Raw genomic sequence first — 14,244 nt, 5'->3', positions numbered from 1 at the left:
AAAGCGATGATAAGAGTAGGTATAGTTGGGTCTGCAGGATATACCGGGGGAGAGTTGCTCCGTGTTTTGATCTACCATCCCGAGGTGGAAATTGTATTTGCCAATAGCGCTTCTAACGCTGGGAATAAAGTTTATGCGGTTCATAATGATCTTTTTGGTGATACCGAATTGACTTTTTCTGCCGATTTTCACTCCGATATCGATGTTCTGTTTCTATGTGTCGGACATGGGGATGCCCGTAAGTTTTTAGAGGCAAATCCTGTTGCCGATAGGGTAAAGATCATTGATCTTTCACAGGATTATCGCCTCCGTGCAAATACTGCTTATGGAGAAAAGCAATTTATTTATGGGCTTCCCGAGTTAAACAAAGAAGCCATCAAAAAGGCACAATATATAGCCAATCCGGGCTGCTTTGCAACCAACATTCAGCTTGCTTTGTTGCCACTGGCAAGTAAAGGACTGTTGCCTGATCAAATTCATATCCATGCGACAACCGGATCCACTGGCGCGGGACAGAAGCCTGGAGCGACAACGCATTTTTCCTGGCGTAATAACAACCTATCTGCTTACAAGTCTTTCGAGCATCAGCATTTACAGGAGATTGCAGAGTCCTTGGATCAGCTTCAGAAAGGTTTTCTGCCAGTGAACAGCGCCTCCTTGCTGGAGCGGGCCGCAGAGAAAATAAACTTTGTTCCCCAGCGTGGCGATTTTACCCGTGGGATTTTTTCTGCTATCTATGTAGCCTCTGATCTGAACGAAGAGCAGGCTTATGAGCTGTATGAAAGCTATTATGCGCCGCATCCCTTTACCTGGGTTAGTCGCGCCAACATTGACCTTAAACAGGTTGTCAATACCAATAAGAGCATTATACATCTCGAAAAACACGGTAACAAATTGCTTATCCTGAATGCGACAGATAATCTTCTGAAAGGGGCATCTGGACAGGCGGTACAAAATATGAATTTAATGTTTGGCTTGAATGAGCGGGCCGGGTTGAATTTGAAAAGTGTTGGTTTTTAAGGGTCTTGTGAATAGTAAACATAGTTATTAACAGTTTGTGGATAAACAAGCCAGGGTGCGCGGCAAAGAAGACAGAGTTTTCAACATGTTTATTAACACTGTGTGGAAAAACGAAGGGATCTCCCTTCGTTTTTTATGTATATAGTACAAGAGTTACTCCATTATGTTCATCGTATTTAGGAGGAGCGATATAAATTTTACACAATCGATTGATTTCCATTTCCTTTCTTCACCTGAAAAACTAACGCTTATCTTCAAGGAATAATTCTGTTTTTGCGGACTTATTTGTGTATCCGGATGCTGTGCCAACAACGCGGGAGTATTCATAAGCTATGAGCAAGATGACAGAGCTTCTAAACTTAAAGATGTATTCAGATGAAAAGACAACTTTTAATTCAGTATTTATTAATTAGTGCTTTATTTTATTTTTCGTTAGGTGTTAGGGCCCAGACGAGCAGTCAGGTATACGCAGTGCCACTAGCGGGCAATGCGTTTATAACTGCGGGCCAACAAAGTAAAACCGAGATCTCAGGGCGCAATGGCCTTGTAAAATGGTCCAGTGGCGAAGCGATAGCCTCGGTGTATTTCAGGGTGCAGAGGGCTGGTAGGCTCGAATTAAGACTTAATGCCAGGAGTTCTGATGGAAACAAAGCAACAATCGAACTAACTGCCCTAGGTAAAAAGACGAGATTGAAAATTGCTGGAAGCACATTTGCACCAACCGCGCCGCTATTGCTCCAGGTAAAAGAGCCCGGTTATGTACAGGTCAACTTAAAAGGTGTAAGCAAATCCGGCAATAATTTTGCTGACGTCAAGGAACTGTTGGTTCAGGGCGAAGCTGCGGCCGATGGACTCATTTATTCCAATGATCCCGATTACTACTATTGGTCACGCAGGGGACCATCCTGCCATCTGAATTACAATCTACCTACAGCAGCAAATGTCAGCTATTATTATAATGAACTGAAAGTGCCCGAGGGAGAAGATAAAGTCGGTTCATATTTTATGGCTAACGGATTTGGAGAAGGGTATTTTGGCATTCAGGTTAACTCTGAAACGGAGCGACGGATATTATTCTCTGTCTGGAGTCCTTTTCATACGGACGATCCTCAAAGTATTCCTGAAGACCAGAAGATCCATCTGCTGAAGAAAGGCAAAGATGTCCATACCGGCGAATTTGGCAATGAAGGCTCAGGCGGTCAGAGCTATCGTAAATATTTTTGGAAGGCCGGTGAAACCTATAAGTTCTTGCTTAAGGGCGTTCCCGACGGAAAGGGTAATACGGATTATACAGCATGGTTTTTCGTTCCTGAGGAAAACACATGGAATCTCATCGCCAGCTTTAAACGTCCCAAAACAGATACCTATCTGAAACGTTTCCATAGTTTCCTTGAAAATTTTAACCCCAATCAAGGCCACCTAGGCCGACGGGTCGAGTTTAAAAATCAGTGGGTATACGATGGTCAATGGAAGCCTGTACAATCGGCCTCCTTCAGTGTCGATAATACTTACCGGGCCAACCAGCGCATCGATGCGATAGGAGGGGTCACGACCAGTGGATATTTTTTACAGAACGGGGGCTTCTTCAATGAGATCGTGAAGCCCGGTACCACATTTCAAATGGCGAATAAAAATACTCCGCCAAACATTGATTTTGATCGATTGCCGTAATGATAAGAATAGCCTTTATTATTAATGTAACTAACGGCAGATCAGCTACTGATCGGTAAAGAACAAAGAGCCGCAAATCATTGCGGCTCTTCTTTTTTTATTTTTCTGATAGCGTAATATCCCGTTCTATGGAAATATTGTCACCCGTGATAGCGTTCCCTTCCTTATCGACCAGTGTCAACTTAACTTTATTGCTACCCATCGGTAATCCCTTTATCTCGTATGGTCCCCATTTATCTAAGGTAAAAGTCTGCCCGTTGATTGTGGCAATGACCTTGTTTCCATCTCCCTTAAGGTCAGTATTGACGAGATAAAAATCCAATAAGAGATTTTTTGTCTCATCCCCTTTGTACTCCCCCTTTGGACGGGAGTAGAACAAGGCAGGATCTTTTGGTACAGACTCCTGTGTTAATTTCCCGGTTGCATCAATCTTAAATTTGAGTAATTTCGAAGCTTCCGGAGTTTTAATTGACTCATGGTACGATCTCGACAGGAAAGAAAGTAGGTAATGTTCCGAGTTTAGCGGTACCGTGACGCTGTGTTCAGGTTTATATAACGCCGTATAGGGTTTATTATCCAAGATAAAGTGAATATGCTGTCCGTCATGCGAATTGGCCATGTGGGCGGCATGCGCATCGTTAGTCATTTCTGTTAGTTTAAAGTTTTTTACCTCATATTTTACCGTCACTTTTGCTGAATCGGCACCTGCCTTCTCGGAGCTTATAGAAGCGATCTGAAGTGTGGCCCCTGGAAATTCTTTGGAGTCTGCAATTGGCGTAACGGATATCGAATCCATATTCTGAGCCATCAATGTGTCCGTATTCTCTGTCGAATCTGCACTGTCTGCACTTTTATGGCTAGAGTTATTACAGCCTACTGTTCCAATTAACAGGGCTAGTCCGGCAGTGATGCCAGTAATTTTGTAGTACTTCATAATTGTTTATATTTAAGTTTTTATTACTCAGTATCTTAAAACAATTTAGACACTGATTTTGTTTGTCGTGTCCACAAAAAACACCATCTTGCACGGACAAAAAGATCCATTTGCCTTTTGTATACTGAAAATATAAAATTTCCTGGAGCCGTTAAGTGGCTGTCAATTAGATAGATTGATTTTTTTTATAAAAAAAAGGACAGTAGATGTAATAGCTTGGCCTCTTCAGATGTCTTGCTAATAAATGGAACAGGCAGGATCAGGGGATTGAAAACAGGTGGAAAAATGAGTGGCCAGTGTCCGTGATGGAATCTTCAAGCGAATAATACATGAACCAAGAGCAATTTAAAAATACCGTTTTCGTCCATAAGGATAAGCTATTTCGCTTTGCGAAACGGATCTTGGTTGATGAGGAGGAGGCATTCGACGCCGTACAGAACGTGATGATGAAACTGTGGCAATGGAAAGATAGACTGCATCAATACAGTAATCTGGAGGCTTTCTGCATGCAAAGTGTGAAAAATGAAGCGCTGAACCGTATCAAACGGGATAAAGTGCGGTCTGACTTCGCGGAGCGCCAACAGATCATCGGAATGACAGAGAGTAGGGTTGGAAATACCAAAGAGATTATTTTGGAGATGGTCAATTCCTTACCCGAAAAACAAAGGCTGGTTATGCACCTCCGCGATGTCGAAGACTACGATATTGCGGAAATAGCAGAAGTCTTGGACATGGGAGAGTCTGCCGTGCGTGTCAATTTGATGCGCGCCAGACAAAGAGTCAGAGAACAACTGACAAAATTATTTGATTATGAAAGCGCCAGGATCTATTCCAGTAGGAAAGGAACCTAATCGCTTCGGTCATTTTTACATATCAAATTGAGAATGATGGAAAACAGCAGATTAAAGGAGCTAAGAGACAAATACTTCGGAGGCAAATCTTCTTTGGAAGAAGAGGACGAACTGAAAAAATCGAATGATTTCTTTTTCCGGATATTGGATCAGGAAAAGAAGGTAGAGATGGATTGGTCATTTGAGGATTTTGTAGAGCAGACGCAAGACCGAAATGTAGTCACTGTCCCGTGGTGGAAGAGCGTATGGGTGAAATATGCCGCTGCGGCAGTCATCTTCATGACTATTGGAATGATATTTTATATGAATCAAAATCAGCCTCCTTCCACGGCACCAGTATTTGTTCATAGAGATGTGCGGCCAAACGTCGGAGCACGGGCGGAATCGGTGGAAGAAGTGACTGCCAAGACTCCTCAGGACAATAAGGAGATTGTAGTAGAGCAGCGGACTGCAGTGCGAACAGAGCAGCCTCCGAAAAAGAGGTACCAAGGCAAACGGGCAGAAGCCAGAGGGAGGGAGCATGAGAGCAGCGAAGGCCTGTCAAGTTCCGACGGGTATCAAGCTGACTATGTAGTGCTAAATGGCAAACCGGTAGCAAACGAAGAGGAAGCAGTGGAATTAACCCTGAAATCCTTAGGATTGCTGGCAAACAATTTGGAAAATGGGATGGATAAAGCGATGAATATCAAACAAATGTCGATAACGATAAACTAAAAATAATATGAAGGGGTTTTTAATAGCATGCCTTTTACTTGCAGCAAGTATGGCAAATGCACAGATTTCGAAATTAGATAAACTATTTGAACAGTATCAGGGTAAAAAGGGAGTTACTACACTTAAAATTGGAGCTCCGATGTTCAAAATATTGGGAAATTTAAAGATAGATGACGAAGATTTACAGAAAATTTCCCCCTTGCTCAAGAATGTTAAGTCCTTGCGTATGCTGATCGTCGAAGATGGTGAGGACAAAAATTTGACTTCAGTCATCCGAGATGCTGTCTCTAACCTAAAGTATGAAGAGCTGATGTCGATGAACAGTGAGGGAGAGGACATCCGCTTTCTGGCCGAGAATATAGAGTCGAATGCGGATATTCTTAACAACTTACTGTTGACGATCAACGGTGATGGACAAAATCTCTTTATGATTTTGGACGGGGCGATACCGCTACGGGAGGTAACTAGCCTGGTGAATGAAAACAATAAGAAAAAATAACGGTTATGAAAAGACTAACTGTATTACACCTATTTGGATTGCTGTTTTTGTTGCAGTCCTGCATCGTGAAAAAGGGGGCTAACATGGAATTCGTGAGAGGGTCCAATGTTTCGCGAGATGCCGAAATTGTAGCGATCAGCCTGCCTATGTGGTTAACAAAACCTTTTATTAAAAAAGCGCTACAAGATGATAATGATGCCGACACCCAGGCGATGGCAGCGATTGTTAAAAAATTGAAGAAATTCCGGATGATGACACTATCCAATAATGAGCGCGAAAAAAGTAAGCTGATTCTGGCAGATTATCACAAGTATCTGAAGAAAAATAAGTTTGAGGAGCTGCTTGTCGTCAATAGCGAAGGGGAAGAGATTTCATTGCATGCGCGTATTGACAAAGATAACATGATTAACAGGGTCTCACTATTCGTGCAGGACGAAGGCGACGAGAGCGTCTTTATGGATATCAAGGGCAAGTTTTCACTTGACGAGATTATACAGGGATTGAATAAGATCAAAACGAAGGATAAAAAATTGGCGAACACATGGGTGGATACCAGTGGGACGCATCAAATCGAGCTCTGAGATTGCAGATTCTATATGCCTATACCTATGGTATATTGATCAAAAAGCAAATGCCCCAAATTCTTTTGGGGCATTTGCTTTTTGAGGCTCTTTTTAACCGTTGAAAACAATATCCAAAGCCTCAAAAATATGCTTCTTCGCGGTATCCAGATCGGATTCCGTATGCGCTTCCGATATGAAGCCGACTTCGTAGCCGGATGGACCAAAATACACCCCGCGATTTAACAATTCGCGATGCATGATCTTATACGCGTCCATGGAGGCGGGATTGATCTCGCTGGCTTTTTTTATATCCTGTTGTTCGGTAAAGGCAAACCAGAAAATTGAAGCCACGCTAAAGAGCTGAACCTGATAGCCTTTTTCCGCTATGTAGGAACGGATATCCTGTACAAATGTTGCGGTCTTGGCATTCAGGTTAGTATAAAAATCCTTTTGTGCCAGAATCTTCAACGCTGCAATACCTGCTGCCATCGCAACCGGATTACCGGATAAAGTACCTGCCTGATACACTGCGCCGTCCGGAGATATGCAGGCCATAAGCTCTCTGGATGCACCGTAGGCCCCTACTGGCATGCCACCGCCGATGATCTTGCCATAGGTGATGATATCTGGTTGGATATCGTAATAAGCAGCGGCCCCCTCAAACCCAAGGCGGAATCCTGTAATAACTTCGTCCAGGATCAGCATCGTTCCATTGGTTTTGGTGATCTCGCGCAAAAAGTGCATATACTCCTTGGTCTGCAATAAGAGCCCGTTGTTGGCTGGTATACCTTCAATAATAACGGCGGCAACCTGTCCTTTAAATTCTGCAAAAGCAGCTTCCAGTGCCGCTGTATCATTCAGTTCAATAACGATGGTCTCGTCGGCAAATGCTTTTGGGACGCCTGCAGAAGACGTTTCTCCAAAAGTAACCAGTCCTGAACCGGCTTTGACCAGCAGGGAATCTGAATGTCCATGATAGCAACCGTCGAACTTGATGATTTTATCCCGTTTTGTAAATCCTCTTGCCAGACGGATGGCGGACATCACAGCTTCCGTGCCCGAACTGACAAAGCGGATTTTCTCGATATACTTGTTATTTTCGATAATCAGTTCTGCAAGTTCGTTTTCTAAGGCTGTAGGTGCTCCAAAACTTAAGCCTTTGCTGAGTTGAGCAGCAACTGCTTCACGGACTTGATCATTGTTGTGCCCTAAAATCAAGGGACCCCAGGAACAGCAAAAGTCTATAAACTGATTCCCATCTGCATCCCATAGGTGTGCTTTGTCACCCCGTTCAATAAATAAGGGTGTACCGTATACCGATTTAAAGGCCCTAACGGGTGAGTTTACGCCGCCAGGAAAGTACTGTTTTGCTTTTTCAAATAATTCAGCAGATTTTGCTCTTGATATATCAGGTGTTTGCATTTCAGAAATTAAAAGTGAATACTAAATAAAGCCTTTTTCCAGTACTTCCTTGGAATGGTAGGACAAGATTGCTGTAGCACCCGCGCGGCGAAAGCTCAATAACGTTTCTAAAATAACACGTTCATCTAACCAACCGTTCTGTATAGCAGCCTTCAACATGGCATATTCACCGCTGACATTATATACTGCGATAGGAAGATCAAAGTTGTCCGCTAATAATTTCACGATATCCAGATACGGAAGTCCTGGTTTGACCATGAGGAAGTCCGCGCCTTCCTGTACGTCAAGTTGTGCTTCGATCAGTGCTTCCTTTGCGTTTGCCGGGTTCATCTGGTAGGTTTTTTTATCCCCATGTTTTGGCGCTGAGCCCAAAGCATCCCTAAATGGTCCGTAATATGCCGATGCATATTTTGCGGTGTAGGACATCAATGAGACATTCGTAAAACCATTGTGGTCCAGCAGTTCGCGGATATAACCGATACGGCCATCCATCATATCTGAAGGCGCAATAATATCAGCGCCGGATTGTGCATGTGCGAGTGCCATTTTCCCGAGGACTTCCAAAGTCTCATCGTTTAGGATTTCTCCATTTTCAACGATCCCATCGTGGCCATCGCTACTGTAAGGGTCCATTGCTACGTCAGTCACAATACAAGCTTCGGGAAAATTTTTCTTTACTGCGGCAATGGCACGCAGGTATAAACTGCCTTCGCGATGACTTTCTGTAGCGTATTTGTCTTTTAAGGACTCTTCGATATTAGGAAACAGGTCGAAGGAGCGCAAGCCAAGCTTGAGGCAGCTTTCTACTTCTTTCAGCAAATTATCTATGGAATAACGATAGATGCCCGGCATGGATTTAACCTCGGTTTTTTGATTTTCACCATCGACAATAAATAATGGAAAAATCAAATTTGACGCGTCTAAACGTGTCTCTTGAATCATGTCGCGAATCACGGCAGATTTACGATTTCTTCTCGGACGTTGTAACATTATGTTTAATTTATTTATTAATATTGTTTCGGTACCTATTGATACCTGGTATCGTTAATATTCTAAGCCAAAAATAGCCTCCGAAAGACCGATCTCGTCTGGAGAGTAGGGCAATGTATAGGGAACGTTCATCTCGTCGAATTTTGCTCCGGTGGAACGACCTATACAGATCACCTTCTGCCCCGGTTCCAGCAGGTTGTCCGCAAAATAAGCTTCAACATTGCTGGGACTGGTAAATACCAGCACCTCGGCATTTGAGGGATCGACGTCTTCTTCCAGGACGGTTTCATAGACCGGCATATTAATGATTTTCGTTTCCGGACTTAGCGCCTTCTGGATAGTTTCCAAAGACTCTTTTGCGCGTGGAATAAGAACAGTTCCGCCATTGGCGAGTTCAGCAAACTTCTTTGCGATTTCGTCCATGTTGATCCCTTCGCTATCTCCCGAAAAGTCGGCTACACGGTCATACTTACGCAATACCTCCTCGGACCCGCGGCCAATCACTGCTATTTTGGTTTTTTTGCTCAGACGCGGTTCTAAATTGAAGAAGTGTTCAATCCCGTTTTTGCTGGAAAAGATAATCCAATCTACATGTTTTAGAATAAAAGGGTCTAATTTGTTGATGATCGGAAATATTTTGATGAGTGAACGACCCTCAATGGAAATGTTATGTTTGGCCATTGCCCGGGCGAAATACGAATTTTCATCGATCTCCCGCGAAATAAAAACCGATTGCGGCAATTTGCGGTCCTTCGCATATTTACTGAAGATGCGTTCCGCCAGACGGGTAGGATCGGAGTCTTTGAGATACACCCGGTCTGGAAAATCCTCACTGGTATCGGCGATAGACGCCCAGGCTTCGTAAGCATCAGCGGTTTTACGGCAGTAACAGCCAAGTGGAGCATGACAGCCGGCATCGAATTTGTTCAGTACCAAACGTTCGACAGAAATTGTTCTGGCTACCTCATCATCATTGATGGGCTGCAGTGCCTCGAATAGCTCCTTGTCCGACTCCCGGATCTGGATGGCCAATACACCCTGTGCCGGCGCGGGAATAATTTCCACCGGCGGGATCTCCTCTACATGGAAATCCGAAATGTCCATCGCAATACGACTGATACCCGCCTTAGCCAAAACAATGGCATCGTATTGCTCGTCGCGCAATTTTTGCATCCGCGTTTGCAGATTGCCACGCAGGTCATCAAACTCTAAATCAGGTCGAAGGGCCGAGATCTGAGCCTTTCTGCGGTTGGATGAAGTCCCAACAGTAGCATTGTGCTTTAAGGACAAGCGCTTCTTGATGTCAACACAGTCTTTATGGATGATCAATAGTTCAGAGGGGTCTTCGCGTTCAGAGACAGCGGCAATAATCAGCCCGGGCGGATTGACGGTTGGTAAATCCTTATGTGAGTGTACCGCTAAATCAATCGTTCCGCTCAAAAGCTCTTCTTCAAGCTCCTTCGTGAAAAATCCCTTGCCCTCCAGCTTGTCTAAACGGAGGTGTTGAATGATATCGCCTTGAGTTTTGATAACCTTCAATTCTGCTTCAATACCGATTTCTTGCAAACGGTCTTTTACAAAATTTGCCTGCCACATAGCAAGTACACTTCCCCGGGTGCCAATAATTAGTTTTCTGTTCACGTTAATTTTACTTTAACTATTAAAATCATCATTAAGTTGTGATCCACATGGCGCTAGCCAGACCTAAAATCAATATGGGCGCTTTTTAAAGCAATTTTTGAGCTCTAGGAAACAGTAGCCTGCCGACATGTGTCTTATTTCACTTACCGAAGCAAAAATAAATAAATAGGTGGAATATGTTGACACGTTACTGTCATTATATATAGCGAAATCGTTGATAAACTGTATCTAATATCGATAAATGGTCGGTTACTATTCATGAGGAATGGAACAAGATCGTAATACCGTTCAAGTGTAAGCTGGCAGGAAAGAATAAAAGGCGAGAAGGAGATGTGCTGTGTGGGATGCCGATTAGTTTTTCTCGGTTTCCGGGGTTTTAACCAGAATCTCTTTAGCCATGACCATCGGAACTTTGATATATTTCTTTTCCATGTAGTTAATGACTTTTTCAAGTACGGCCCTCGCTTCGGGAGTCAATGCCTGAACTTCCTGGGCAAATACTTCATTTAGCGCAAACGACTTGATCTCTTTAATTTTTTCAGGAACCTCACGCATGGCCACTTCTACACGCCTTTGTTTGATTAAGGGCAGAAATTCCTGGATATTGTCCTGAATAATCTTTTCTGCGCTTTCCAGTTCATTATAACGTTCTTGGATGTTTTTCTCCGCAATGGCCTGCAAGCTGCTGACCTCAATATAGTGTACAGGGTTATTTTTAAGTACCTCCGCATCAATATCATTCGGTACTGCCAGATCAATGATAATTTTTTTATCGTTTTCACCGTTCAATAAGGACTGATAGAGAGTATTGTCGATAATTGATGTTGGTGCTCCGGTACAGGTAATTAAGATATCGAATCCTTTTTTGTATTTACCGATTTCGGATAGGGGGTAGGCCTCTGCATTTAATTCTTCAGCCAGTACTTTTGCATTTTCCAGCGTACGGTTAAAAACCACAAATTTTGCTTTTTGGTTCTTTTGAAAATATTTAGCTAGATTCTGATTGGTTTCTCCTGATCCTATAATCAGAATTCGTGGATTTTCAACAAGTTTCAACTCTCGCAGTTTGCGGTAAGCAAGTGATACCACAGAAATGGGATTTCTGGAAATTTTGGTATAGGTATATACCTCTTTGGCTGTCTTTACGAGACGGTCCATCATTAAGCGGAGAAAATCTCCGGTAAATCCGGCTTCTCTGCAGCGGTCATAAGCCCTGCGGACCTGTGCCAAGATTTCTTTTTCGCCAACAACAAGACTTTCAAGCGAACAGGACATGCGAAGCAAATGGTGTAGAGCATCCATTCCTTCGTATTTGGTCACCTGGCCAAGATAACATTGGAGACGCTCTTGCGGAACACAGAAGTTTAATTTCCCCATAAACTCCGCAATAAATTCGTTGGTAAGTTCATGAGCACCATAAAATACAAACTCTACTCGATTACAAGTTCCAATGTAAAAAATCTCAGGAATATCTAGACTATGTTTTAAGTTAATGAGGCGACTTTCTAAATCCTCATTGCAGATCACTAGATTTCCTAGATCTTTCAGTTCGACATGTTTATGAGTAAACGCTAATACTTTAAGATTTTTCAAAGCTCTAATCCCTCGCTTATATTTAACGGTACAAATGTAGCTTAAAAGCTTTGTGCTTGTGTCAAAAATCTGTCAAACGGACTAATTTAGAAAGATTTTAAATAGTCGTTAATTTCATGTAAAGCACTGTGTTACAACTTCTTTTGGTATTCAGGTAATCGTTGTGATTCTGGTCACTCCAAAGAGTGACCAGAATACTAAAGTTATTGAACTGTAATCACTCATTGCTGTTAGCACCGGATTGAGTCGAATCCGCCGTAATATCTTCGAGCTCTTCTATATAAGGACCTTCTTCGGGAGTTGTGGTCTCCCTAATCTCATCATCATTATACTGGTAATAACTGTCAAAGGTCTTGGTTTCTTTGTTATAGAGCAGGGCATATTTAGAAGCTTTGTTTTTGATGATAATACCGTCTGCGGGGCTGGGGACCAATTTCATTTCATTCATATAAATTTTTTGACCTTTCTTGAAACTATTGATCAAGGGCAATTCATTGGAATATTCTTTCCAGAATAGGATATCGCCTTTAGCTGAGATAATCCAGATCGCGCTGCTCTGATAATCATTTTTTTCAACCAGGAAAGCCATTTCTTTATTCCAGTCATTGGCATCGTTGCGGTCGGTAAAGTTCCCGTAACAGAATACATGTTTCGCACGGTCCTTGATACGTGTAAATTTGTATACCGGTTTATCGTCTGCCGGTTCGAGATAATTATTGCCCATGAATATTTTAGTGATCCCCCTGCGGTACCGCAAAGCAATGTTGTCGTACTCGGGGATAGTAAAGATCGCGTTGTTCCAATGCATTACATCTTCAAGCGAGCTCCATCCGTCGGCGTCCCCCGTATCTTTAGGATCCACCTGACCAAAGCCGGCGACTTCTGTAGCAACGCTGTCTGCGGACGGAACGCTGTCAACAGGCTGCTCCAGCGTATAATAATACCCACCTGTGGCCAGAGCGGCAAATACCAGGATGATACCGGCAACGATAAATCCTTTTTTTTGTTTATTGGGCTGTGACGGCTGTGCTGTAGCTGTCTCCTCGTCAAATACTCTTTTCATATTACTATTATTTGGCGTAAATTTTTATATGTTGTTCGATAACCTGTCTATAGATACCGATTTATTGAGCCTATTTGCCAAGCCTCGTTGCCTGGAACTGCGCCTAAAATAGAATAATTTTTCAAAAAAAGGAATACAGGTTATATAAGTGCCAATAATCAACTTATATTCGTATCGATATTAACATAATTAGAATCATGATCATTATCAGGAAGTATTTTGCGATTGTCGGGCTAATCGTCTGTTTTGTGTCCAGCATGACACCGTTTTTAAAAGTTCCAATCAAAGGAAACTGGAATTTGTATCAGGTCGATGCTTACCTATTTTTTATTACGATGCTGATCTTGGGAATAACAGCTTTGTTATTTTTCGTTCGCGCCGTGCGGGCGTATCATTGGATGACCAGATTGGCTGCTTTTTGGTATGTATTGAGCATCGCTGCAGTGTGGTTTAAGATCAATAATTATTTCGGGTGGGGATTTGCAGACCGGTTATTGTCCAAATCCCTCCATATGCGCTGGGGCTGGATTATTTATTTGGTCGGCATTGGGCTACTGCTGCTGAGTACCAGGAAAATGTCCTCGAACATTGAAGATACCCAACAAAAAACAAGCTAGATGATTCATCTAGCTTGTTTTTTGTTGGGCCGGTGTGGAATAAAGTGTGCTTTTAATTTCTCCAATCCCAGGTCTTCTTCGGCCTTGTCCAGTTCATAGAACCAGATTTTTTCGTCCAGAATTTCATGGCGTTCCTTTGGGTTAGTTAGATCCACAGGTCGTACCCGTTGTTCTCTGTTGATAGGCAATGTCAGTTCCTGGAGGCTGCTGCTGTGTCTGATAATCTGGAATCGGAATGTTGGCCATTTTCCAACGTTCGCAAAATTCCCGGTATAAAACTGTATCGAATCGTGTGGCGGTATTTTATTGCTGAATATGCCTTTTACCTTGTTTGCAGTGGCTTCTGATACAGAGACTAGGAGCTCATAGCTCGTTTCGTTGATGATATGCAGTTTGGCCAGTCCATCCTTATGGTCGCCGGATATAGCCAGCAGAATGCCTTTCTCTACAAATCTGTTTGGTGTAAGCGGACTGGCATGCTGGTCGAGTTCGTCATCTGCCCGACGCATATTACCATATACTAATGTAATTTTATCCATCGGTACAGGGATTTCAAATCCTGTGTCATCGGTAACTCCGACGATATTATTCCCTTGCATGGATGTGATGTGACCCTCGATCGGTTCATCCACAAACCTGACTAAATCGCCTATTCTAAATTTCATC

14 protein-coding genes are annotated in these 14,244 nt (G+C 42.9%); 7 read left to right on the top strand and 7 right to left on the bottom strand.

The window, feature by feature from the left end:
- Positions 1–6 precede the first annotated feature (6 nt).
- Both argC and K7A41_RS03190 read left to right on the top strand, forming a co-directional pair.
- The gene (gene argC, locus K7A41_RS03195) at positions 7–1,020 is read left to right on the top strand and encodes an N-acetyl-gamma-glutamyl-phosphate reductase (RefSeq protein ID WP_028071519.1); all 1,014 of its coding nucleotides are present in this window, start codon (positions 7–9) and stop codon (positions 1,018–1,020) included.
- Between the two features lie 375 nt (positions 1,021–1,395).
- The gene (locus K7A41_RS03190; RefSeq protein WP_265712584.1) at positions 1,396–2,691 is read left to right on the top strand and encodes a DUF3472 domain-containing protein; all 1,296 of its coding nucleotides are present in this window, start codon (positions 1,396–1,398) and stop codon (positions 2,689–2,691) included.
- Positions 2,692–2,788: 97 nt separating this feature from the next.
- Here K7A41_RS03190 and K7A41_RS03185 read toward each other — a convergent pair whose 3' ends face one another.
- Complete coding sequence (locus K7A41_RS03185; protein ID WP_037534138.1) at positions 2,789–3,625, bottom strand: hypothetical protein; 837 nt, start codon at positions 3,623–3,625, stop codon at positions 2,789–2,791.
- A gap of 329 nt (positions 3,626–3,954) precedes the next feature.
- Between K7A41_RS03185 and K7A41_RS03180 the strand changes: the two genes are divergently transcribed.
- The 4 genes from K7A41_RS03180 to K7A41_RS03165 are packed head-to-tail and all read left to right on the top strand — an operon-like array spanning position 3,955 to position 6,270.
- A complete protein-coding gene (locus K7A41_RS03180; RefSeq protein ID WP_028071516.1) occupies positions 3,955–4,476 on the top strand; it encodes an RNA polymerase sigma factor in 522 nt (173 codons plus the stop codon).
- 33 nt (positions 4,477–4,509) lie between these two features.
- Positions 4,510–5,190, top strand: a complete 681-nt coding sequence (locus K7A41_RS03175; RefSeq protein ID WP_028071515.1) for a hypothetical protein — start codon at positions 4,510–4,512, stop codon at positions 5,188–5,190.
- Between the two features lie 7 nt (positions 5,191–5,197).
- Positions 5,198–5,689 (top strand): DUF4252 domain-containing protein, encoded by a 492-nt coding sequence (locus K7A41_RS03170; RefSeq protein WP_037534134.1) that lies wholly within the window; start codon positions 5,198–5,200, stop codon positions 5,687–5,689.
- A gap of 5 nt (positions 5,690–5,694) precedes the next feature.
- A complete protein-coding gene (locus tag K7A41_RS03165; RefSeq protein WP_081817976.1) occupies positions 5,695–6,270 on the top strand; it encodes a DUF4252 domain-containing protein in 576 nt (191 codons plus the stop codon).
- Between the two features lie 93 nt (positions 6,271–6,363).
- Here the strand turns inward: K7A41_RS03165 and hemL are convergent, their stop codons facing one another.
- The 5 genes from hemL to K7A41_RS03140 all read right to left on the bottom strand — a co-directional run bounded on the left by hemL (position 6,364) and on the right by K7A41_RS03140 (position 12,961).
- On the bottom strand, positions 6,364–7,674 hold the full coding sequence (gene hemL, locus K7A41_RS03160; protein ID WP_037534132.1) for a glutamate-1-semialdehyde 2,1-aminomutase: 1,311 nt from the start codon (positions 7,672–7,674) through the stop codon (positions 6,364–6,366).
- Between the two features lie 21 nt (positions 7,675–7,695).
- A complete protein-coding gene (hemB, locus tag K7A41_RS03155) occupies positions 7,696–8,664 on the bottom strand; it encodes a porphobilinogen synthase (RefSeq protein WP_028071513.1) in 969 nt (322 codons plus the stop codon).
- 54 nt (positions 8,665–8,718) lie between these two features.
- On the bottom strand, positions 8,719–10,305 hold the full coding sequence (gene hemC, locus K7A41_RS03150) for a hydroxymethylbilane synthase (RefSeq protein ID WP_265712583.1): 1,587 nt from the start codon (positions 10,303–10,305) through the stop codon (positions 8,719–8,721).
- Positions 10,306–10,656: 351 nt separating this feature from the next.
- The gene (gene hemA, locus K7A41_RS03145; RefSeq protein WP_028071511.1) at positions 10,657–11,898 is read right to left on the bottom strand and encodes a glutamyl-tRNA reductase; all 1,242 of its coding nucleotides are present in this window, start codon (positions 11,896–11,898) and stop codon (positions 10,657–10,659) included.
- A gap of 217 nt (positions 11,899–12,115) precedes the next feature.
- A complete protein-coding gene (locus K7A41_RS03140) occupies positions 12,116–12,961 on the bottom strand; it encodes a hypothetical protein (RefSeq protein ID WP_051607243.1) in 846 nt (281 codons plus the stop codon).
- A gap of 197 nt (positions 12,962–13,158) precedes the next feature.
- Between K7A41_RS03140 and K7A41_RS03135 the strand changes: the two genes are divergently transcribed.
- Positions 13,159–13,578 carry a hypothetical protein gene (locus K7A41_RS03135; RefSeq protein WP_051607242.1) on the top strand — a complete coding sequence of 140 codons (420 nt, stop codon included), beginning with the start codon at positions 13,159–13,161 and terminating at the stop codon, positions 13,576–13,578.
- 5 nt (positions 13,579–13,583) lie between these two features.
- On the opposite strand, the gene K7A41_RS03130 is transcribed toward K7A41_RS03135, so the two are convergent.
- On the bottom strand, positions 13,584–14,243 hold the full coding sequence (locus tag K7A41_RS03130) for a hypothetical protein (protein WP_265712582.1): 660 nt from the start codon (positions 14,241–14,243) through the stop codon (positions 13,584–13,586).
- Position 14,244 lies beyond the last annotated feature (1 nt).

The organism is Sphingobacterium sp. InxBP1, from assembly GCF_026191775.1.
GTDB lineage: Bacteria > Bacteroidota > Bacteroidia > Sphingobacteriales > Sphingobacteriaceae > Sphingobacterium > Sphingobacterium thalpophilum.
This window is presented reverse-complemented; position numbering and strand designations above follow the sequence as displayed.